Here is a 20878-nt window from a genome sequence, read left to right as displayed (position 1 = left end):
CTCAGCCGGTGTTGCGCAAGCCCGCCGCGATGCCGTTGATGGACAGGTGGATCCCGCGCTGGACGCGTTCCAGCCGCGGATCCTCCGCGCGTTTCTCCGCCGGGATCGCGCGGTAGCGCCGCATCAGCTCGACCTGCAGGTGGTTCAGCGGATCGATGTAGGGGAACCGGTGTTCGATCGAACGGGCCAGCGCCGGATTGGCCGCGAGGCGGCCGCTCTCGCCGGTGATCAGCGCGATGGCTTCCTCGGTGCGCGCGAACTCGGTCTCGATCGCGCCGAAGATGCGCTTGGCCAGGCGCTTGTCCTCGACGAGCTCCAGGTAGCGGCGCGCGATGTCCAGGTCCGCCTTCGCGAGCACCATGTCCAGGTTGGACAGCAGCGTCTTGAAGAACGGCCATTGCTTGTGCATGCGCTTGAGCAGGGCCAGCTTCTCGTCGCGGCCCGCCTTGTCCTTGCCGAGGAAGTCCTGGATGCCCGAGCCGAAGCCGCACCAGCCCGGCAGCGTGATGCGCGACTGTCCCCGAGCTGAAGCCCCACGGGATCGCCCGCAGGTCCTCGATCGCGCGCGTCGCCTTGCGCGAGGCGGGACGCGAGCCGATGTTGAGCTCGGCGATCTCGCGGATCGGTGTCGTGGCGAAGAAGAAGTCGGCGAAGCCCGGCGTGTCGTAGACCAGCCCGCGGTAGGCCGCGAAGCTCGCGTCCGACAGCGCCTGCGCCGCGGTCATGAAGGCCTGCGGCGCCTGCTTGGTGGGATGCAGCAGCGTGGCCTCGAGCGTCGCGGCGACCAGCGTCTCCAGGTTGCGCCGGCCGATCTCCGGGTTGGCGTACTTGGAGTTGATGACCTCGCCCTGCTCGGTGAGCCGGATCTGCCCGTTCACCGTCCCGGGCGGCTGCGCGAGGATGGCCTGGTAGCTCGGACCGCCGCCGCGGCCCACCGTGCCGCCGCGACCATGGAACAGCCGCAGCGTCAGCGGTCCCTGCTGGCGCAGTTCGTCGAAGAGCTTCACCAGCGCGATCTCGGCGCGGTACAGCTCCCAGCTGCTGGTGAACACGCCGCCGTCCTTGTTGGAGTCGGAGTAGCCCAGCATGATGTCCTGCTCGCCGCCGGAGCGCCGCACCAGCGCGGCCATGCCGGGCAGCTCGTAGAAGCCGCGCATGATGCCGGGCGCGTTGCGCAGGTCGGCGATGGTCTCGAACAGCGGCACCACGATCAGGTCGCTGACCGCGTCGCCGTCGAGCGTGCCGCGCAGCAGGCCGACTTCCTTGAGCAGCAGCTGGACCTCCAGCAGGTCGCTGACGTCCTCGGTGTGCGAAATGATGTAGTGGCGCAGCGCCTCGCGGCCGAAGCGCTTCAGCGACTCGCGCGCGGTCTCGAAGATCGCCAGCTCGCCCAGCGTGCGCTCGCTGTAGTCGACGCCCAGCACCCGCAGCGGGCGCGTCTGGTTCAGCAGGTCGATCAGCAGCGCGCGGCGCTCCTGCTCGCCGAGTGCCGAGTAGTCCTCGCAGACGCGCGCCGTCTTCAGCAGCTCGACGATGGTGAGCTCGTGCTGGTCGCTGCTCTGGCGCAGGTCCAGCGTCGCCAGGTGGAAGCCGAAGACCTGCACCGCGCGGATCAGCGGCTTGAGCCGCGGCGCGATCAGCGCGTGCGCATGGTGGTGCTCGAGCGATTCCTTGATGATCCGCAGGTCCGCGAGCAGTTCCTCGGGCGACAGGTACGGGTCCTGCGGCGCGACCGCGTGGCGCAGCGCCTCGGTGCCGGTCAGCGACTCGAGCGTCGCCGCCAGCCGCGCGTACATGCCGGTCAGCGCGCGCCGGTAGGGCTCGTCCATCCGATGCTCGTTCTGGTCGGGGCTGCGCTCGGCCAGGGCCTGCATCGCCGGCGTGACGCCCGCCAGGCGCAGCGAGATCGACAGCTCCGCGCCCAGCTCGTGCATCTCGGTCAGGTAGTGGCGCAGCGCCAGCTCGCTCTGGCGGCGCAGCGCGAGGCGCATCGTGTCCGCGGTGACGTTGGGATTGCCGTCGCGGTCGCCGCCGATCCACTGGCCCATGCGCAGGAAGGGCGGCACGTCCTCGCCGGGCAGCGCCTCCTCCAGCTCGGTGTAGAGCTTGGGGATCTCGCGCAGGAAGGTCGCGTGGTAGTAGCTCAGCGCGTTCTCGATCTCGTCGGCGACGGTCAGCTTCGAGTAGCGCAGCATCCGCGTCTGCCACAGCTGCGTGACGCGGGCGCGGATCAGGAGTTCGTTTGCGGCCAGTTCGCGCTCGGTGTGCAGGCGGTCGCGCGCGCCGACCAGTTCGGCGACGGCGCGTTCGGCGTCCAGGATGCTCTTGCGCTGCACCTCGGTCGGGTGGGCCGTCAGCACCGGCGACACGAAGCCGTGCGCCAGCGTCTTCGCGACCTCCGCCGGCCGCACGCCGGCGTCGAACAGCCGCTCCAGCGCATAGCCCAGCGATCCCGGCTGCAGCGAGCCCTCGCGCTCGTGCACCTCGCGGCGGCGCACGTGGTGGCGGTCCTCGGCGATGTTGGCCAGGTGCGAGAAATAGCTGAACGCGCGGATCACGCTCACCGTCTGCTCGCCCGACAGGCCCTTGAGCAGCTTGTCCATCTGCTTGCCGGCCTGGGTGTCCCGCTTCAGGCGGAAGGCCACCGACAGCTGACGCACGCGCTCCACCAGTTCGTAGGCCTCGCGGCCTTCCTGCTCGCGGATCACCTCGCCCAGGATGCGGCCCAGCAGGCGGATGTCGTCCATCAGCGGCTGGTTCTTGTCCTTGATCGTCCTGATCGAACGGGTGCCCGTCGTCCCCTTGAGGGTGGGCCTGGCGGCAGGCTTGGCGACCGCCTGGCTCGTCGACTTCGGCGCCGACTTCAGTGTCGATTTGGGCGTCGATTTCGGCGTCGTCTTGGGGGCAGGTGTTGCCGCCGGCTTGGCGCGGGCCTTGGCGCGGGACTTCGAGGAGGCGGGGTGGTACTGGCGGGCATGGCGGCGTCAGAGGTTCGTCAGGGACCGGGGGAGGGGTGATGTAACGAAGTTACCTTCGGTTGACTTTAGCAGTTTCTTCGTGCGCGGCTCGCCCGTTGGCGTGGCCTGGCGTGGCGCGCGCGCCGCGATTTGCTCCGGGATCGCGCAAGCGACGCTTCGCGGCAAACGAGCTTCCCTCCATGGAGGGACGACAGGCGCATCCGCTCGGCTAGCATGCCGGCCCATGAACCAAGAATTCGTGATCGCCACGCGCGAGAGCCGGTTGGCGCTCTGGCAGGCGGAACATGTGCAGGCGCTGCTGCGTGCACGCGGCCTGGACGTGACGCTGCTCGGGATGACGACGCGCGGTGACCAGATCCTGGACCGGACCTTGTCCAAGGTCGGCGGCAAGGGCCTGTTCGTGAAGGAGCTGGAGACCGCGCTCGAGGACGGCCGCGCGCAGCTGGCGGTGCACTCGTTGAAGGATGTGCCGATGGAGCTGCCGCCGGGCTTCGTGCTCGCGGCGGTGCTGGAACGCGAGGACCCGCGCGACGCGCTCGTGTCGTCGACGTACGCGAACCTGGCGGCGCTGCCGCAAGGCGCGTGCGTGGGCACGTCCAGCCTGCGCCGGGTGACCCAGCTGAAGAACCTGCGCCCGGACCTGCGCATCGAGCCGCTGCGCGGCAACCTCGACACGCGGCTGCGCAAGCTCGACGAGGGCCAGTACGACGCGATCGTGCTCGCCGCCGCCGGCCTGAAGCGCCTGAACCTGGACGGCCGCATCCGCCAGTACTTCGACATCGACGAGATGATCCCGTGCGCGGGGCAGGGCGCGCTGGGCATCGAGATCCGTGCGGGTCAAGCGCCGTTGAGCGCGCATCTGGAGGCGCTGGCGCACCGGCCGACGTGGCTGGCCGCCGCGGCGGAGCGCGCGGTCTCGCGCGAACTCGGCGGCAGTTGCTCGATGCCGCTGGCCGCGCACGCGGTCTGGACGGCCGATGGCCAGTTGACGCTCTCCGTCGCCCTGGGACATCCGGTCGAGCCGGAGCGGGCGCTGCTGCGGTCCGGCGCGCAGGCGGCGGTGGCGGACCTGGAGGCCGCCGAGGCCTTGGGCATCGCCGCCGCCTCCGCGCTGCGCGAGCTCGGGGCTGCCGCGTACCTGAAGGACGTCTGATGCCGGGCGCCGTCGCCCCGGTCCGTTTGATCCTGACCCGTCCGCGGGCCCAGGCCGACGACTGGGCGAGACGCATGGCCGCCTTGGGGGTGCCGACCGACGCGCTGCCCCTGATCGAGATCGAACCGGCTGATGATCCGGCGCCCATCGCGGCCGCCTGGTCGATCCTGCCGGCCATGGCGCTGGCGATGTTCGTCAGTCCCAACGCGGTGGAGCACTTCTTCGACCATCGTCCCGCCGGGGCCGCCTGGCCAGAACGGACCTGGGCGGCGACCGTCGGCCCCGGCAGCGCGCGGGCACTGGTCGAGCGCGGCGTGCCGCAGGCGCGCCTTGTCCAACCGCCGGCGGCATCCGACAGCCTCGACTCGGAACACCTCTGGCCGGAACTGGTCCGCGTCGCGGGCTCGGACTGGTCCGGCCGCCGTGCGCTGCTGGTGCGCGGCGATGGCGGGCGGGAATGGCTGGGTGACCGGCTGCGCGACGCCGGCGCGGAGGTGGAGGCGGTCAGCGTCTACCGCCGGACCTGCCCCCGACTGTCGGAGGAAACCGCCGCGCTGCTGCGCGCGGCGATGGCCGCGCCGGAGCGCCATGTCTGGCTCTTCAGCAGTTCGGAGGCGATCGGCCACCTGGAGGCCCTCGAAAAGGGGACGCGGGTGGAGACCGTCGAGGGGGGGCGTGGCGACCCGTCTCTCCCCGGTTGGGGACACGTCCGGGCGCTGGCGACCCACGAACGCATCGCGGCCCGCGCACAAGCCCTCGGGGTGGGGCATGTGGTTTTGGTGCGACCGGAAGCGGAGGCCGTCGCGGCCGGGTTCCGGATGCTGTCAGGGTCCACCCTAGAATCGCCGACGTGAGCGAGACCACCACCCCCGCAGCCGACGTTTCGTCGACCCACAAGCCCGCCCGGCAATCCGGCGCCACCTTGACCCAGGCCGTCGTGGCCGGCGTCGGTCTGGTGGCCCTGCTGGCCCTCGGTCTGGCCTGGCAGAGCCAGCAGCGACTCAAGCAGGTCGAGCAGGAGCTGGTCCGGCGCCAGGACAGCAGCCAGAGCGAAGCCAACATCGCCCGCGACCAGGCGCGTCAGGCGCAGGACCTCAGCCGCGACACCGCGGCCAAGGTCGCGCTGCTGGACGCGCGCCTGTCCGAGGTCGCCGTGCAGCGCGAGCAGCTCGAGACGCTGATGCAGTCGATGAACCGCTCACGCGACGAGAACGTCGTCGGTGACATTGAGGCCTCGCTGCGGGTCGCGATGCAGCAGAGCACCATCACCGGCAGCGCCGAACCGCTGGTGGCCGCGCTGCGACAGGCCGACGAGCGGCTGGGCCGCTACAAGCAACCGCGCCTGGAAGGCGTCCGCCGCGCCGTGACGCGCGACATGGAACGCATCAAGGCGGTCAGCGTCGTCGACGTGTCGACGCTGACGATCAAGCTGGACGAGGTCGTGCGCCAGGTCGACGACCTCCCGCTGCTGGCGGTCGCCCAGCCGGGACAGGATCCCTCCGGCGCGACCGCCGTGTCGGGTGCTCCGGCCGCGCAACACCCGACCCCGTCGCCCGTCGCCGTGAAGACCGCCGCGCCGCGCAAGCCAGCCTCCGGGACATCGTCGGTCGCTTCGCAGGCCGACGGGGACGGTGAACCTGGCTGGTGGACCCGCCTCTGGGACCAGGCCGGCGAGCGCTGGACGACGCTGTCCGGCGATGTCTGGCGCGAGGCCCGCGGTCTGCTGCGCGTGACGCGCATCGAGCACCCCGAGGCGGCGCTGATCGCGCCCGAGCAGTCCTTCTTCCTGCGTGAGAACCTCAAGCTGCGGCTGCTGAACGCGCGACTGGCCTTGCTCAGCCGGCAGTTCGACACCGCGCAGGTCGACCTGCGCGAGGCGCAGGCGATGCTGGACCGCTATTTCGACGCGCGTTCCCGCAAGCTGACCCAGACGACGGAGTTGCTGCGCCAGGTGCAGGGCCAGTCCCGTCAGGTGAGCGTGCCGCGCCCCGACGACACGCTGGCCGCGCTGAGCGCGGTCGCGCGTTGAGGAGATCACCATGCGCATGGTGATCTGGCTTCTGCTGCTGTTCGTCGCGGCCGTGGTCGCGGCGCTGATGCTGGGCAACAACGACGCGCTGGCCAGCTTCTACGTGCGCGGCTGGCGCATGGACCTGTCGCTCAACCTGTTCCTGCTGCTGCTGGTGGCGGGCTGCTTCGCGCTGATGACGCTGATGCAGACATTGGACGCGCTGCTGACGCTGCCCAAGCGTGCACGCCTGTGGCGGATGGCCCAGCGCGAACGCAGCGCCCAGATCGCCTTGCGCGAGGCCTGGGCGGAGTATTTTGGCGCCCGCTACAGCCGCGCGCAGAAGGCGGCGCAACGCGCGCTCGCCATCCAGGCGCAGACGCCCGACCTGGCGCAGGATGGCGCCTTCATGGCCCTGGCGCACCTGGTGGCGGCACAGAGCGCGCACCGGCTGCAGGACAGACGCAACCGCGACGAGCACCTCCGTCAGGCCCTGCAGGTGGCGGCGGCGACGGCCGGTGCCCGCGTGCAGGAAGAGGGCGCGAGATTGCTGGCCGCCGAATGGGCGCTCGACGATCGCGACGCGCCGCGCGCGCTGGGGCTGCTCGGGGAACTCACGCCGGGTGTCGCGCGCCGCACGCAGGCGCTGCGGTTGAAGCTGCAGGGCAGCCGACTCGCGCACGAGCCGCTCGAGGCGCTGCGTACCGCGCGCCTGCTGGCCAAGCACCAGGGCTTCTCGAAGGCGGCGGCGCAGGGACTGCTGCGCTCGCTCGCCTGCGAGGCGCTGGACACCGCGCGCGACATCGATCAACTGCGCGGCATCTGGCAGCAACTGGACGCGTCGGATCGGCGCGATGTGTTCGTGGCCTCGCGCGCCGCGAACTGCGCGGCCGGTCTCGGGGCGCCGGAGGACGGTCGGGGCTGGCTGCGGCCCTTCTGGGAATCGATCGCCGAGCAGGGCTCGGACGAACGCCAGGCGTTGGCCGAGGCGCTGGTGCTGTGCATGCCGGGACTGGGGCCGGAGTGGCTGCAGCGGCTGGAGGGCGCCGTGCAGCGCTTCCCCCGCGACGGCATGATGGCGTTCGCGCTGGGCCACGCGCTGGCGGAACGGCAGTTGTGGGGCAAGGCGCGCCTGATGTTGGAGCAGGCCGCCGAGGACCGCGAATTGACGGTCAACGCGCGTCGCCGCAGTTGGCTGCGACTGGCCGAGATGGCGGACCAGGACGACGACGCGGAACGCCGCGCCCGCTGTTACGAAGCCGCCGCGCGCTTGGGCTGAGGGTTCGCGTGGGACGCAGCCCGGTCGATGGAATGATTTTTCGCCGAGATACTTGCAGACCCGCAAAAACGCATGCTATAGTCGCAGTCTTTCAGCGGCTGTAGCTCAGTTGGATAGAGTACTTGGCTACGAACCAAGGGGTCGTGGGTTCGAATCCTGCCAGCCGCACCAGAAAAACTGTTGAATGTCCGGGTCACCGGAGATTCGGCAAGCAAAAGAAAAAGTAACAACAAAAACCTGGGATCGCTTCCACGACGGCGGTTCCTGATCAGTAAAAGTCGAGCGGCTGTAGCTCAGTTGGATAGAGTACTTGGCTACGAACCAAGGGGTCGTGGGTTCGAATCCTGCCAGCCGCACCAAATCGAAACGCCAGCGTTGAAAGACGCTGGCGTTTTTCTTTGTCCGACGCATTTTCGGATTTCCGCTGATTCCCCGTGAATCCATTCGCGAGACAGATTGAATGACCGCGGGGGATTATCTTGGGCGAATATCGTCCGCACCGAATAACTCCTGCGGGAGATCGTTCTCGGGGACCGGAGGACCTGGCCGGGCTGGCGTGCGGGAGAGTTTCGGTGCCGGCATCGGCCACGCCAGTCCGTCCTGCATGAAGAAGTTGCGGCGGGCCTGCTGATGGGCATGCAAGGGCGCTTCAGCGGCGGTCAGTACCGGTGCGACGCAGGCGTCGCTTCCTTCGAACGCAGCCACCCAGTGCGCGAGCGGCTCCTGCAGGATCCGCGCGGCGACCGCCTCGCGCAAAGCCGGCCAATGCGCGGGATCGTCCTGGGATGTCGCCGGGAGGCCAAGCCGCGCCATGAGTTTCTGCTGGAAGGGCGCTTCGATCGCCCCCAGCGACAGCCAGCGACCGTCCGCGCATTCGAAACAATCGTAGAAATGCGAGCGATGCAGGAAGAGGTTGCGCGACGGATCGTCGTCCCACCGGCCGCCGGCGCGCAGCGCCTGGATGAGGGTCCCCATGTAGCCGACGCCGTCGACGATCGCCGCGTCCACGACCTGCCCCGGCCTGAAAGGCGCGACTCCCACAACGCGCACATCAGTCCGAAGAGCATCGTCAACGCGCCGCCACCGATGTCGCCGAGCAGGGTGGCCGGTAGCGCGGGAGCCTGGCCGGGACGCGCCGCGAAGGGCATCAGGCCGCTCAGCGCGACATAGTTGATGTCGTGGCCGGCACGCTGCGCCATCGGCCCTGTCTGGCCCCAACCGGTGAGCCGGGCGTAAACCAGCCTGGGGTAGGCCGCCAACAGCGTGTCCGGGCCCAACCCGAGCCTTTCCATCACGCCCGGCCGGAAGCCTTCGATCAGCGCGTCGGCGCCGGCGACGATCTCGCGCACCCGTGCCAGCCCGGCGGGTGACTTCAGATCCGCCTGCACGACGGTCTTGCCGCGATGCAGCGCCGCGCCGCCACCGAGCCGGGTTTCGCCGCCCGGGCGCTCGACGACGGTCACATCGGCGCCGAAATCGGCCAGCACGAGCCCTGCGAAGGGCGCGGGGCCGATGCCGGCGAACTCGACGATTCGCAATCCGCTCAAGGGCCCGCTCGCGCCCGGGTCCGTGGTGTCGTTCATGCCGCGCCTTCCCTGGGGATGTGGAGTCGTCACACCATAGCGTGTTGGGGCCTGATTCTCCGGACCGCTGGACGACGACACGATCAGGGCAGGCCCGGTGCGCGACACAATAGCCTCATGAGCAAGGCATTCACGAAGGAATCCGAGAGCGACGACGATGACGACGGCCCGTCGCTGCCCGCATTGCCCCAGGGCTCGCGCAACTACATGACGCCGGAGGGTTACGCCCGGCTGCGCGCCGAGTTCATGCAGCTGCTGGACGTCGAGCGTCCCAAGATCGTCGAGATCGTCTCCTGGGCCGCGAAGAACGGCGACCGCTCGGAGAACGGCGACTACCTCTACGGCAAGAAGCGGCTGCGCGAGATCGACCGCCGTCTGCGCTTCCTGACGAAGCGGCTGGACATCGCCGAGGTCGTCGACCCCAGCGCCCATCACGGCAGCGACCAGGTGTTCTTCGGCGCGACCGTGACCTACGCCAATTCGAAAGGCGAGGAGCGGACCATCACCATCAAGGGCATCGACGAGTCGGACAGCCTGGCGGGCGAGGTGAGCTGGGTGTCGCCGATCGCGCGCACGCTGCTGAAGGCGCGCGAGGGCGATGAACTGCAGCTGGTGACGCCGGTCGGCGTGGAGCCGATCGAGGTTGTCGAGGTCCGCTACCCGACGCCCGCCAAGCCCGGCGCCTGATCAGGGCTTCACGCGCCACGCGCGCATCACGGCGCTCGAGCGCTTGAGCGTGCGCAGCGCGTCGGCCAGGTGCAGCCGGTCGCGCACCGCCAGCAGCAGCGTCATCTCCGCCGTCTCGCGCTGCTGGGAGTCGTCGCTCATCGCGATGTGGGTGATGTCGGCCTCGGCGCTGCTGACGGCGGTCGCGATCTGCGCCAGCACGCCCTTGCCGTTGCGCATCAGCACGCCGACCTCCGCCTCGAAGCTGCGGCTCAGTTCCTCGCCCCAGCCGACGGCGATCCAGTGCTCGCTGTCGCGCTGGAACAGGCGTCTTCCGACCGAGCACTCGGCCGTGTGCACCACCAGCCCCTCGCCGCGGCCGAGATAGCCCTTGATGTCGTCGCCAGGAATCGGCCGGCAGCAGGTGGCCAGCCGCACCGATGCGCCCTCGCTGCCGTCGATCAAGACCTGACCCTGCGCCGGTGCGTCATCGGTGGCGAAACGGCCCATCGTCAGCAGCACCGCGTCGGGCCGCTGGCCCTGGTCGGACAGCGTGCGCGCCAGCTTCTTCGCGACGATCGTCGCGATCTTGCGCCCCAGGCCGATCTCGACGAGGAGCTCGTCGACATGCCGGTTGCCCGCCCAGCGGGCCAGGTCCTGCCACAGCGCGGCGGCGGTCTCGTCCTCGGGCTGCAGGCTGGGCAGCGCCAGGCCTTCGGCGCGCAGCGCCTGGGCCAGCATCTTGTGGCCGAGCTCGCGGGATTCCTCCTGCTCCAGGTTCTTCAGGAAGTGCCGGATCTTGGAGCGTGCCCGGCCGGTGCGCACGAAACTCAGCCAGGCCGGATTCGGCCGCGCGCCGGCGGCGGTGACCACCTCGATCACGTCCCCGCTGCGCAGCTCGGTGCGCAGCGGCACGGGCTCGCCGTTGACCTTGGCGGCGACGCAATGGTCGCCTACGTCCGAGTGGATCGCGTAGGCGAAGTCCACCGGCGTCGCGCCCTTGGGCAGCGCCATGATCTTGGACTTCGGCGTGAACACGTAGACCGCGTCCGGGAACAGGTCGATCTTGACGTGCTCCAGGAATTCGGTCGCGTCGCGGGTTTCGTCCTGGATGTCCAGCAGCGACTGCAGCCAGCGCGATCCCAGCTGCTGCGCGCCCTTGGCGTCGCCCTTGCTCTTGTACAGCCAGTGCGCGGCCACGCCCTTCTCGGCGACCATGTGCATCGCCTCGGTGCGCATCTGGAACTCCACCGGTGTGCCGAGCGGGCTGACCAGCGTCGTGTGCAGCGACTGGTAGCCGTTGGGCTTGGGAATGGCGACGTAGTCCTTGAAGCGGCCCGGCTGCGGCTTGTAGAGCTGGTGCAGCACGCCCAGCGACCAGTAGCACTGCGGCAGGTCCTGCACGATGACGCGGAAGCCGAAGATGTCGCTGACCTGCGCGAAGCTCAGGTGCTTCTCTCTCATCTTCTTGTAGATGCTGAACAGCGTCTTCTCGCGGCCCTGGATCTCGACGCGCAGGTTGGCCTCGGCGAAGGCCTTCTGCACATCGCGCTCGATGCGCGACACCAGGTCGCGCCGGTGACCGCGCGCCTTCGTGACGGCCTTGGCCAGCGCGCCGTGGCGCCACGGGTGGATGTACTGGAACGACAGTTCCTGCAGTTCCCGGTAGATCTCGTTGAGGCCGAGCCGGTGGGCGATGGGGGCGTAGATGTCGAGCGTCTCGCGGGCGATGCGTCGTCGCTTGTCGAACGCCATGTGCTGCATCGTGCGCATGTTGTGCAGGCGGTCGGCCAGCTTGATCAGGATGACGCGGACGTCCCGCGCCATCGCCAGCAGCATCTTGCGGAAGCTCTCCGCCTGCGATTCCTCGCGGGTCGAGAACTGCAGCTTGTCCAGCTTGGTCAGGCCGTCGACCAGTTCCGCGGTCGGCGCCTCGAAGCGTTCGATCAGCTCGGTCTTGGTGACGCCGCAATCCTCCATCGCGTCGTGCATCAGCGCGGCCATGATGGCCTGCGCGTCCAGGCGCCAGTCGGCGCACAGGCCGGCGACGGCGATCGGATGGGTGATGTAGGGCTCGCCGCTGGCCCGGAACTGGCCCAGATGGGCCTCGTCCGCGAACTTGTAGGCCTCCCGGATGCGCTTGACGTCGGCCTTGGGGAGGTAGTGCAGGCGATCCACGAGCGCGTCGAACGAGGACGCCTCGGCGGCCGTGTCCGGCGTGGCCTTGGGGCCTGCCAGTCCGGTCAGACCTGGAATGTGAGCGGTTGCGAAGGAGCGGAGACCCATGCGTTGCAATTTAACCGAAGGCGACAGGGGTTTCCGGTGAGTGGGCTTGCGGGCTCGAAGCTCCTTCCCGCACGGGATTAGGGGTTTATCCCTATCAAGAAAGTGCGAAAGGCGCGGACTGAGGCCTAAAGTCCGGAGATCGCCCGCCGATAAACCGATCATGCCCTGAAAGGGCGTTGGCCCGGGACGTGTCCCGGTCCCGGCATCCGCTGGCCGAAATGTGCGGACACCTCGCGGGAGGCTCGCCATGATTGCTGCCCTGAACAACTCGACGAATGTGAACGGACCCGGTGCGAGCACCGGGCAGTCGGCCCGCGTGCGCGAAGCCGATGTCTACGACCCCTCGACCGCTTCGCAGGCCGAGGCGTCCGCCGTGGTGAGCCTGTCCCCGCAGGCGACCAGCCTGGCGGCCTCCGGCACGGCGTCGCCGGCTCAGACGCCGTCCGCTCAAACGCCGTCCGCTCAAACGGCGCCCGCTCAAGTGGCGTCGACCCAAACGGCCTCAGTTCCAGCGCCGGCACCGGCACCGGCGCCGGCCGCCCCCACGACCGTGACGGCGCAGAGCACCTCCTTCCAGCCGTCGAATGCCCGGGCCGCCGTGGTGTCCGAGGACGAGAAGTTCCCCGAGCCGATCAGCCTGGTGCCCAACCTGGTGTATGCCGAAGCCGATTCCGACCAGAACGGCGTGATTTCGCCGTCGGAGCGTCGGGCCTACGACGTCCTCCATCCCACGCTGGGCCAGCGCCCGGCGGACGTGCCGCCCAAGCGCGTCGTCGAAGCCGAGCTGCGCGAGTACACCTCGATCGCGAACAACCAGTTCTGAACTGAAGCCCGGGCCCATCGCCCGATTGGGGGGATCCGGGACGGACTCCCCCTTCCGAGGGCCCTCCTCAGTTGGGTATGCATCGCGCGTTGCAGCGCGCACAGTCGACTCCATCGCGGCTCCCGACGAGCTGCCTGTCGTTGAAGGAGTCAGCCATGCACTTCGCCGAAATCGAGACCGGGGACTACCGCATCTATGCCGGCGCGATCGAACGTCCGCGCCAGTTCGGCTATGTGGCGGCGGTCGTCGTGGTGCGGACGGGGCACAGCGAGGCGGTGAACAAGCGCGAGGCCTTCCGTGACGAGAACCTGGCCGGCGGCTACGGCTGGGCGACGCCGGCGGAGGCGCTGCGCTTCGCCATCAATGCCGGCAAGGAAGCGGTGATGTGCCGGATCGGGATGTACGCATGAACGCGGCCGGCCCGTTCGAGGACGGCCTGTCCGACGACTGCTCCGACGACTTCTCCGACGCCCCCCTGTCCGACGACAGGCTGTTCGAAGATTTCTTGACCACGCTGCCGCGAGTGGGGGGCGATTGCCGGCCCGGTCTTCGTGGCTCAAGCGGCCCATCCCGTGCTTCGTCGCGTGAGAGCCGGCCCGCGCTTGGATCGTCGCGGCGGGCCCGCTATCGTGCGGGCATGTCGACCCCGGTCCTCCCTGTCAGCCCCGTCGAGCCTCCGCACCCGGCCTGGCATGGTTTCGTCTCCTACCTGACGCCCCAGCGCGTCCTGCTGGCCCTGGCGCTGGCCACCGTCTTCGCGCTGGCGCTGCAACCGATCTTCATCACGCCGTTCCCGGTCCTGCTGGGGCGGACGATGTTCGTGGGCATGCTGGCGCTGCTGGCGTTCTCCGCGGCGGGGCAGTGGCCGCGCCGTCTGCCGCGCTGGTGGGCGCGCTGGCTGTTCCAGGTCGTCGTCGTGGCGGCGGCGGTGCCGCTGGCCACGTTGGCGGTCTACATGGTCGCCGTCGGCGGCGACTTTTCCAGCTTCGTCGAGTCCGAATCCCGGATGCTCGGCTTCCTCTGGATTGCGGGTTCGGGCCTGGTGGTCGGGCCGCTGCTGGCGATGGGCGCGCTCTACCGCCAGCGGGACGCCGAAGCCCGCAACCAGGCGCTCAGCTTCGAGCTCGAACGGAGCGAGCTGGAGCGCCAGGCGCTGGACGCCCGCCTGCGGCTGCTGCAAGCGCAGGTGGAGCCGCATTTCCTGTTCAACACGCTGGCCAATGTCCGTGCGCTGGTGGAGACCGGTTCGCCGCAAGCCGCACCGGTGCTGCGGAGCCTGATCGCCTACCTGCGTGCGGCGATGCCGAGGCTGCAAGGCGATGCCACGACGCTGTCGGACGAGGTGGCGCTGGTCCGTGCCTACCTTGAGCTGATGCATCTGCGGATGCCGGACCGGTTGGACTACGTCGTCGAGCTGCCGCCGGCGCTCGGCGGCCTGCGCTTTCCGCCCATGGCGCTGCTGACGCTGGTCGAGAACGCCGTGCGCCACGGCATCGATCCGAGCGAGGAGGGTGGCCGCATCGAGGTCGGCGGCGCGCTGCACGACGGGCAGGTCCGGCTGTGGGTCAGCGATTCCGGTGTCGGCATGACGCAGAGCATGGGCAGCGGCACCGGACTGCGCAACCTGCGCGAGCGGCTGACGCTGTTCTACGGCCTCGGCGCCACGCTGGCGCTCACCGAGAATCTGCCGCACGGCCTGTGCGCCGAACTGCGCTTCACGCCGCAATGACATGAGCTCCTCCACCCACTCCGCCCACGCGCCGACGGCCCTGATCGCCGATGACGAACCGCTGCTCCGCGACAGCCTGCAGCGCAGTCTCGGCTTGCTGTGGCCGGAGTTGCGCGTCGTCGCGCAGGCGCGCAACGGACGCGAGGCGGTCGAGATGTTCGAAGTCCATCGGCCCGACATCGCCTTCCTCGACGTCCACATGCCGGGCCTGAACGGGATGGAAGCGGCGCGGCAGATCGCGCGCCAGGCGCAGGTGGTGTTCGTGACCGCCTTCGAGGAATATGCGCTGCAGGCCTTCGAGCGCGGCGCGATCGACTACCTGGTCAAACCGGTCGACGAGGTTCGCCTTGCCGACACGGTCGGGCGGCTCAAGGAGCGTCTGGCCGAATCGCCCCGGCGATCGCGCGCGGAGGGGAGTCAGGCGGCGCTCGAAGCCGTCATCGACGAGCTCGCCCGGCGCATGGCCCGTCCGCCGGGCGCGCCTGTGCCGACGGCCGGCGGCCTGGCGACCGACACCGGACCGCTGCAATGGATCCGAGCCTCGGTGGGCTCGACGCTGAAGCTGATCCCGGTCGACGACATCCTGTTCCTGCGATCGGATGAGAAGTACACGCTGGTCGTCACCGCGGAGGGGGAGGCCCTCATCCCGCACGCCGATCCGCGAGCTGATCGAGCGGCTCGACGCACAGCGCTTCGTGCAGGTCCATCGCTCGGTCGTCGTGAACCTGCACGCGATCAGTCACGTCACGCGTGGTCCCAATGAAACGGCGGACCTCCACCTGAAGGCCCGCCCCGAAGTGCTGCCGGTCAGCCGCAGTTACCTGCACCTGTTCCGGCAGATGTGAGACGGGCCGGCAGCGGGGACCGGCGTGGCCGGTCCCGCGGGGCTCAGCGCCCGGGTTGCGCCTGTTCCAGTGGCTGCGGCGCGGCGGGCAGCGGCACCTGCTGCGCCTTGCCCTGCACGACGACGGGTTCCAGCTGCCACATCGGGGCGGCGACGTTGACCATCTGAACGGCGGCCATCACGGCCACCGCGATGATCGCGACCATCAAGGCCGTGTGCATGGCGCCGTCGGAGAAACGGTGCAGTTCGTGCTCGTCGTTGGTCGGCGGCCTGTGTCGCGCCAAGGCGCGCCAGCCGTTCCACGCTTGAGAGAGTCGGGTGTCCATGGTCTCTGCTCCTCGTCGACAACCTGGAACAAGTCTAGGTGGCGGCCCGGAGCGCTTCCAGCGAGGCCGGACGTAAAAAAGCGCGGATCAACCGCGCTTTTCCGCCATCCGTCGCATGGACGGTCTGGCGATCAACGTTGCAGCGCCTCGGTGCGGGTGTTCAGCCACGCCAGCGCCTCGCCGTCGACCAGTGGTGCCAGGCGGCGGCGCACTTCGGCGTGATACGCATTCAGCCATGCCAGTTCGTCTTCCGACAGCAAGGCCAGCGCGATGCAACGCGTGTCGATCGGGCACAGCGTCAGCGTCTCGAACGCCAGCATCTCGCCGAACTGCCCCTTTTCGGGGGTGTCGAAGGCCACGTTCAGCACCAGGTTCTCGATTCGCACCCCCCATTGGCCGGGGCGATAGAGGCCGGGTTCGATCGACGTGATCATGCCGGGCTCCATGGCCATGTTCGCATCGGGCACGGCCTTCGAGATGCTCTGCGGGCCTTCATGGACGTTCATGAAGTAGCCGACGCCGTGGCCGGTCCCGTGGCCGTAGTCCAGGCCGTAGGCCCACAGCGGGGCGCGGGCGATGGCGTCGAGCATCGGGCTCAGCGTGCCGCGGGGAACGCGGTGCGCGACAGCGCGATCGTGCCCTTGAGTACCAGCGTGTAGTCGCGCTTGTGGTCGTCGGTGATGGCGCCGATCGGCCAGACGCGGGTGATGTCGGTCGTGCCGCCGAGGTACTGGCCGCCCGAGTCGATCAGCAGCAGGCCGTTGCCGTCGATCTGGGAGAAGGACTCCGGCACCGCGCGGTAATGCGGCATCGCGCCATTGGCGTTGAAGCCGGCGATCGTCGAGAACGACAGGCCGACGAAGCCGGGGCGTTTGGCGCGCTCGGCGGTCAGACGTTCGTCGATGGTGAGTTCGGAGATCGCCTCGCCGCGCGCCATCGCTGCTTCGAACCAGGCGTAGAACGCGCACATCGCGGCGCCGTCCTGCTCCATCGCCTGACGGATGAACTGCGCTTCGGCCGCGTTCTTGCGGCTCTTCAGCAGGGTGCTGGGGTTGATGGCCTCGACGACGGTCGCCGACGCGGGCAGCGCCTCGCGCAGGCCGAGCGTGACGCGGCGCGGATCGATCAGCACCTTGGCATCCGCGGGCAGGGCGCCCAGCGAAGCGCGGGCGTCGGCATAAGGCGCAAGGCGCACGCCGTCGGCCGAGAGACGCTGCTCGAGGGCTGCGTCGATCTTGCCGGGTTGCACGAACAGCGTCGCGCCATTCTTGTCGAGCAGCGCATGCGCCAGGAACACCGGGTTGTAGGTGACGTCCGAGCCGCGCAGGTTGAACAGCCAGGCGATGTCGTCGACGCTGGAGATCAGGTGGTGGGAGGCGCCGTGCCTGGCCATGCCTTCGCGGACCTGCTGAAGCTTGTCGGCGCGGCTGACGGTGGCCTGCGGCGAGGCGTGTTCGTAGATGGGGGCGTCGGGCAGTCCGGGGCGGTCGTCCCAGGCCTGGTCGATCAGGTCGATGGCGGTATTGATCAGCACGCCCTTGGCGCCGAGCGCGGCGCGCAGCTGCTGCGCCACCGCAAGGCCGAGCACCTGGCCGTCGACGACCAGCGTCTGGCCGCTCTGGAGCTTGTCCGCGATCCAGGTGATGTGCTGGCTGGAGGCGCCGGTGGGGATCTTGAAGAGGTTGATGCCGCTGTTGGCGAGTTCGCGTTCGGCCGAGGTCCAGTAGCGGCTGTCGGCAAAGAGTTGGGCGTCATCCAGCGTGACGACCAGCGTGCCCATCGACCCGGTGAACCCGGAGAAGACTTCGCGGGCTTGCCAGCGACGCGGCAGGTATTCGGAGAGATGCGGATCGGCCGAGGGGACGAGGATGGCGTGGGCGCCGGCGTTGCGCAGTGCGTCGCGCAATCTGGAGATGCGCAGCTTGATCTGGGAAAGGCGGGTATCCATGGCGGGCCTCGGCGGGTTGGCGAGCGGACCGTGGGTGACCGGATAGATCCCCACTTCGAAGTCCCCGAATTGTAGAAGCGACCGTCCCGCCCCCTCCAACGAGCGTGCGAGGTGTACCGGAGCGGGGCGACCAGGCCCCCTTGACGGAACTTAGGGAGGGAATTTGGCGGCCGTGGCGGCCGCCAAAGGAGGGAGATGGCGTCAGGGGGCTTGGTCGCCCCGCGAGCGCTCGGTCCCTGAATTCAGAGCTCCGTCCGCAACGCCCACAGCTCGGGAAACAGCACGACGTCGAGCATCTTGCGCAGGTAGCTGACGCCGCCCGTCCCGCCGGTGCCTCGCTTGAAGCCGATGACGCGTTCCACGGTCGTGACATGGCGGAACCGCCAAAGCCGGAAGGCGTCTTCGAGGTCGACGAGTTCCTCGCCCATCTGGTACAGGTCCCAATGCGCCTTCGGATCGCGGTAGACCTCGAGCCACGCGGCCTTGACACCGTCGTCGGCGGAGCGCGGCTGCGTCCAGTCGCGATCGAGCGCAGCGGCCGGCACGTCGATGCCGCGGCGCTTCAGCAGCCGCAGGACTTCGTCATACAGCGAGGGCGCTTCGTAAGCCGCCTGCACATCGGCCAGCAGATCGGCGCGATGCGCGTGCGGCTTGAGCATTGCGGCGTTCTTGTTGCCGAGCATGAACTCGATGCGCCGGTACTGCGCGCTCTGGAAGCCGCTGCTGTTGGAGAGGTAGGGCCGGATGGCCGAGTATTCCGGCGGCGTCATGGTGCTGAGCACGTCCCAGGCGTGGACGAGCTGCTCCATGATCCGCGACACCCGCGCCAGCATCTTGAAGGCTTCGGGCAACTGGTCCGACGCCACATGCGTCACCGCGCCATGCAGCTCGTGCAGCATCAGCTTCATCCACAGCTCCGAGGTCTGGTGCTGGATGATGAAGAGCATCTCGTTGTGGTCGGGCGAGAGCGGGTGCTGCGCGCTCAGCACCTGATCCAGGCGCAGGTAGTCGCCGTAGCTCATGTCCTTGGAGAAATCGAGCTGCGCGCCTTCCTCGCGGACGATCGCTTCGCCGACTTGCCCGGCTTCTTTCCCGGCGCCCGGTGCGCCCTTGTCGACGCCGTCCGAGGCCGCGCCGGAGCCATGTCCCATCGGGCAACTCATGTCACTGCCGCCTTCTTGTTGAAGCGCGCCTCGCGCCATTCCTCGGTGGCCAGCACCTGGTGCAGGTGCTCGACCGCGTCCCACGCGTCGGCGAAGCCGATGTACAGCGGCGTGAAGCCGAAGCGCAGGATGTGCGGCACCTCGTGGAGGCGCGTCGGGTCGCCCGCGCGGAAATCGCCGATCACGCCGCGCTCGATCAGCGCCTGCACCACCGCATAGCCGGTGGTCTCGTGCAGCGGTGCTTTCAGCGCCAGGCAGACCTGGCTGCCGCGCAGCGCGGCGTCACGCGGCGAGACGACGTAGATGCCTTGCTCGCCGCAGCGTTGCTCGGCCAGACGCGCGAACAGCTCGGTCAGCGCGATCGACTTCTCGCGCAACGCCGTCATCCCGCCGAAGGGCTCTGCCGCGAGCAGCGTGTCCACGCCGCACTCCAGCGCCGCCGTCGAGAGGATCGCGGGCGTGCCGCAGATGTAGCGCTTGATGCCTGGCGCGGGCGCGTATTTCGACGTGAATTGGAACGGCGATGCGTGACCCAGCCAGCCCGACAGGGGCTGCCAGAAGCGGTCCGCGTGGCGTGGATGCGCCCAGACGAAGGCGGGAGCGCCAGGACCGCCGTTGAGGTACTTGTAGCCGCAGCCGATGGCGAAGTCCGCATCCGCGCCGTTCAGGTCGACCGGGACCGCGCCCGCCGAGTGCGCGAGGTCCCACACCGTCAGCGCGCCGGCCGCGTGGGCCGCGGCGGTCACCGCCTTCATGTCGTGCTTGCGGCCGGTGCGGTAGTTGACCTCGGTGAGCATCAGCACCGCGAGCCGTTCGTTCAGCAGCGAAGGAATCTCATCGACGTGGTCGACCAGGTGGAGCGTCATGCCGAACTGCTCGGCCAGGCTTTCCGCGATGTAGAGGTCGGTCGGGAAGTTGCTGCGTTCCGAGACACGACCGTGCGGCGCTCGCCGGCGTCGTCCGCCTTGACGATACGCAGCGCCGCGCTCAGCACCTTGTAGAGGTTGAGCGAGGTCGAATCCGCGACGATGGTCTCGCCAGGCTTTGCGCCGATCAGGCGACCGATCTTGTCGCCGATGCGCGAGGGCAGGTCGATCCAGCCGGCGGTGTTCCAGCTCTTGATCAAGTCGCGGCCCCATTCCTCGGCGATGACCTGCTGCACGCGCGCGGCGGTCGCCTTGGGCATCGCGCCGAGCGAATTGCCGTCCAGGTAGAGCGTGCCTGCGGGCAGCGAGAACTGGTCCTTCAACGGCCCCAGCGGATCGGCGGCGTCCAGGGCCAGGCAGTCTTGTCTTGTCGTCATCAATGATCCAGATGAATTGGGAAGAGGGGTCACAGCGACCGCAGCACCGCGCGCACCGGCGACGCGCACGCGCCGGCCAGCTTCAGCGGCAGCGCGATCAGCTCATAGTCGCCCTCGGGCACCTCGTCGAGCACGAGGTTCTCCAGCACGCGCAGATCCAGACGCAGCAGCCGCTGATGACTGTCCAGCGTCTTGCTGGTCGCGGGATCGACGCTCGGCGTGTCGAGTCCGATCAGTTTCACGCCGCGTGCGGCGAGCCACTCGACGGTCTCCGGCGCATAGGCGCTGAAGTCGGGATTCCAGACCGTGTCCGCGCGCTCGTTGCAGCGCACCAGCACGCGCGCCGGCATGTCCTGCACGGCGTGTTCCAGATGCTCGATGCGGATCAGCGGTCCGCAGCCGATCGCATGGATCACGCGGCAGGGCCCGAGGTAGGGATCAAGCGCGACCTCCGCCGCGCTCGCGACGCCGTCGGCGTAATGCAAGGGCGCATCGGCATGCGCGCCCACGTGCGGCGACATCGTGATCGCGCTCAGGTTCACCGGACAGTCCGGCGACAGGCGGGCGGTCCACTTCAACGCGTAAGGCTCGTCGCCGGGAAAGATCGGCGCGTCGGGCGCCACCACCGGCGAGATGTCCCACAGCGATCGCCGAGGGGAAGGACTGGTTGACTTCATCTGCTGCTCCTGCCGGGCTTGCGGCACGACGGCGCGCACCTTAGCGCGGCGTCCTGTGCCGTGGTGTCGGTTAATTCCAACAAGGCCGGAGCGTTTGCGCAAGCCGCCCGGT

Annotated in this window: 15 protein-coding genes, 2 tRNA genes and 4 pseudogenes; 12 read left to right on the top strand and 9 right to left on the bottom strand. The window is 69.1% G+C overall.

Annotated features, from left to right (window positions below):
• Window position 1 precedes the first annotated feature (1 nt).
• Window positions 2-2747, bottom strand: a pseudogene (ppc, locus tag ACFJIX_RS28805) (phosphoenolpyruvate carboxylase).
• 454 nt (window positions 2748-3201) lie between these two features.
• On the opposite strand from ppc, the gene hemC reads away from it, so the two are divergent.
• The 6 genes from hemC (at window position 3202) to ACFJIX_RS28775 (ending at window position 7777) form a co-directional block, all read left to right on the top strand.
• Window positions 3202-4131, top strand: a complete 930-nt coding sequence (gene hemC / locus ACFJIX_RS28800) for a hydroxymethylbilane synthase (RefSeq protein ID WP_377156235.1) — start codon at window positions 3202-3204, stop codon at window positions 4129-4131.
• The gene (locus tag ACFJIX_RS28795; RefSeq protein WP_377156233.1) at window positions 4131-4985 is read left to right on the top strand and encodes a uroporphyrinogen-III synthase; all 855 of its coding nucleotides are present in this window, start codon (window positions 4131-4133) and stop codon (window positions 4983-4985) included. Before hemC ends, ACFJIX_RS28795 begins: the two co-directional genes overlap by 1 nt.
• Complete coding sequence (locus ACFJIX_RS28790; protein WP_377156232.1) at window positions 4982-6160, top strand: uroporphyrinogen-III C-methyltransferase; 1179 nt, start codon at window positions 4982-4984, stop codon at window positions 6158-6160. The genes ACFJIX_RS28795 and ACFJIX_RS28790 overlap by 4 nt, the downstream gene beginning before the upstream one ends.
• A gap of 10 nt (window positions 6161-6170) precedes the next feature.
• Window positions 6171-7418 carry a heme biosynthesis HemY N-terminal domain-containing protein gene (locus tag ACFJIX_RS28785; protein WP_377156231.1) on the top strand — a complete coding sequence of 416 codons (1248 nt, stop codon included), beginning with the start codon at window positions 6171-6173 and terminating at the stop codon, window positions 7416-7418.
• A gap of 94 nt (window positions 7419-7512) precedes the next feature.
• Window positions 7513-7589, top strand: a tRNA-Arg gene (locus ACFJIX_RS28780).
• Window positions 7590-7700: 111 nt separating this feature from the next.
• Window positions 7701-7777: transfer RNA gene (locus tag ACFJIX_RS28775), tRNA-Arg, on the top strand.
• A gap of 115 nt (window positions 7778-7892) precedes the next feature.
• Here the strand turns inward: ACFJIX_RS28775 and ACFJIX_RS28770 are convergent.
• Window positions 7893-9001: pseudogene (locus tag ACFJIX_RS28770) on the bottom strand (CaiB/BaiF CoA transferase family protein).
• 117 nt (window positions 9002-9118) lie between these two features.
• Between ACFJIX_RS28770 and greB the strand changes: the two are divergent.
• A complete protein-coding gene (gene greB, locus ACFJIX_RS28765; RefSeq protein WP_377156230.1) occupies window positions 9119-9688 on the top strand; it encodes a transcription elongation factor GreB in 570 nt (189 codons plus the stop codon).
• Here greB and ACFJIX_RS28760 read toward each other — a convergent pair whose 3' ends face one another.
• Window positions 9689-11953, bottom strand: coding sequence for a RelA/SpoT family protein (locus ACFJIX_RS28760; protein WP_377156228.1), 2265 nt, complete (start codon window positions 11951-11953; stop codon window positions 9689-9691).
• Between the two features lie 247 nt (window positions 11954-12200).
• On the opposite strand from ACFJIX_RS28760, the gene ACFJIX_RS28755 reads away from it, so the two are divergent.
• From ACFJIX_RS28755 to ACFJIX_RS28735, 5 genes are all read left to right on the top strand, one after another.
• Window positions 12201-12776 carry a hypothetical protein gene (locus ACFJIX_RS28755; RefSeq protein ID WP_377156226.1) on the top strand — a complete coding sequence of 192 codons (576 nt, stop codon included), beginning with the start codon at window positions 12201-12203 and terminating at the stop codon, window positions 12774-12776.
• Between the two features lie 155 nt (window positions 12777-12931).
• Window positions 12932-13186 carry a hypothetical protein gene (locus tag ACFJIX_RS28750; RefSeq protein WP_377156224.1) on the top strand — a complete coding sequence of 85 codons (255 nt, stop codon included), beginning with the start codon at window positions 12932-12934 and terminating at the stop codon, window positions 13184-13186.
• Between the two features lie 227 nt (window positions 13187-13413).
• Window positions 13414-14505, top strand: a complete 1092-nt coding sequence (locus ACFJIX_RS28745) for a sensor histidine kinase (RefSeq protein WP_377156222.1) — start codon at window positions 13414-13416, stop codon at window positions 14503-14505.
• 1 nt (window position 14506) lies between these two features.
• Entirely contained in the window at window positions 14507-15268 is a 762-nt protein-coding gene (locus ACFJIX_RS28740) for a LytR/AlgR family response regulator transcription factor (protein ID WP_377156221.1), read from the top strand.
• The gene (locus tag ACFJIX_RS28735; protein ID WP_377156219.1) at window positions 15201-15350 is read left to right on the top strand and encodes a LytTR family DNA-binding domain-containing protein; all 150 of its coding nucleotides are present in this window, start codon (window positions 15201-15203) and stop codon (window positions 15348-15350) included. Before ACFJIX_RS28740 ends, ACFJIX_RS28735 begins: the two co-directional genes overlap by 68 nt.
• Before the next feature lie 43 nt (window positions 15351-15393).
• Here ACFJIX_RS28735 and ACFJIX_RS28730 read toward each other — a convergent pair whose 3' ends face one another.
• The 6 genes and pseudogenes from ACFJIX_RS28730 to kynB all read right to left on the bottom strand — a co-directional run bounded on the left by ACFJIX_RS28730 (window position 15394) and on the right by kynB (window position 20766).
• Window positions 15394-15675, bottom strand: coding sequence for a hypothetical protein (locus tag ACFJIX_RS28730; protein WP_377156218.1), 282 nt, complete (start codon window positions 15673-15675; stop codon window positions 15394-15396).
• Between the two features lie 131 nt (window positions 15676-15806).
• Entirely contained in the window at window positions 15807-15995 is a 189-nt protein-coding gene (locus tag ACFJIX_RS28725; RefSeq protein ID WP_377162033.1) for a M24 family metallopeptidase C-terminal domain-containing protein, read from the bottom strand.
• Between the two features lie 102 nt (window positions 15996-16097).
• Window positions 16098-17623 (bottom strand): annotated as a pseudogene (locus ACFJIX_RS28720) (aminopeptidase P family N-terminal domain-containing protein); the annotation flags it as partial.
• A 242-nt stretch (window positions 17624-17865) separates the two neighbouring features.
• Window positions 17866-18774, bottom strand: a complete 909-nt coding sequence (kynA, locus tag ACFJIX_RS28715) for a tryptophan 2,3-dioxygenase (protein WP_377156216.1) — start codon at window positions 18772-18774, stop codon at window positions 17866-17868.
• An 8-nt stretch (window positions 18775-18782) separates the two neighbouring features.
• Window positions 18783-20089 (bottom strand): annotated as a pseudogene (gene kynU / locus ACFJIX_RS28710) (kynureninase).
• Window positions 20090-20118: 29 nt separating this feature from the next.
• Window positions 20119-20766 (bottom strand): arylformamidase, encoded by a 648-nt coding sequence (gene kynB / locus ACFJIX_RS28705; protein ID WP_377156215.1) that lies wholly within the window; start codon window positions 20764-20766, stop codon window positions 20119-20121.
• Window positions 20767-20878: the final 112 nt, after the last annotated feature.

The sequence above is a fragment of the Roseateles sp. UC29_93 genome (genome assembly GCF_042695725.1).
Lineage (GTDB): Bacteria > Pseudomonadota > Gammaproteobacteria > Burkholderiales > Burkholderiaceae_C > Roseateles > Roseateles noduli_A.
This window is presented reverse-complemented; position numbering and strand designations above follow the sequence as displayed.

Coding starts and splice junctions, on each gene's coding strand:
- ACFJIX_RS28730 (WP_377156218.1), bottom strand. CDS start 15,675: ATGGACACCCGACTCTCTCAAGCGTGGAACGGCTGGCGCGCCTTGGCG.
- ACFJIX_RS28745 (WP_377156222.1), top strand. CDS start 13,414: ATGTCGACCCCGGTCCTCCCTGTCAGCCCCGTCGAGCCTCCGCACCCG.
- ACFJIX_RS28755 (WP_377156226.1), top strand. CDS start 12,201: ATGATTGCTGCCCTGAACAACTCGACGAATGTGAACGGACCCGGTGCG.
- ACFJIX_RS28760 (WP_377156228.1), bottom strand. CDS start 11,953: ATGGGTCTCCGCTCCTTCGCAACCGCTCACATTCCAGGTCTGACCGGA.
- greB (WP_377156230.1), top strand. CDS start 9,119: ATGAGCAAGGCATTCACGAAGGAATCCGAGAGCGACGACGATGACGAC.
- kynA (WP_377156216.1), bottom strand. CDS start 18,774: ATGGGACATGGCTCCGGCGCGGCCTCGGACGGCGTCGACAAGGGCGCA.
- hemC (WP_377156235.1), top strand. CDS start 3,202: ATGAACCAAGAATTCGTGATCGCCACGCGCGAGAGCCGGTTGGCGCTC.
- ACFJIX_RS28725 (WP_377162033.1), bottom strand. CDS start 15,995: ATGCTGGCGTTCGAGACGCTGACGCTGTGCCCGATCGACACGCGTTGC.
- kynB (WP_377156215.1), bottom strand. CDS start 20,766: ATGAAGTCAACCAGTCCTTCCCCTCGGCGATCGCTGTGGGACATCTCG.
- ACFJIX_RS28795 (WP_377156233.1), top strand. CDS start 4,131: ATGCCGGGCGCCGTCGCCCCGGTCCGTTTGATCCTGACCCGTCCGCGG.
- ACFJIX_RS28740 (WP_377156221.1), top strand. CDS start 14,507: ATGAGCTCCTCCACCCACTCCGCCCACGCGCCGACGGCCCTGATCGCC.
- ACFJIX_RS28750 (WP_377156224.1), top strand. CDS start 12,932: ATGCACTTCGCCGAAATCGAGACCGGGGACTACCGCATCTATGCCGGC.
- ACFJIX_RS28785 (WP_377156231.1), top strand. CDS start 6,171: ATGCGCATGGTGATCTGGCTTCTGCTGCTGTTCGTCGCGGCCGTGGTC.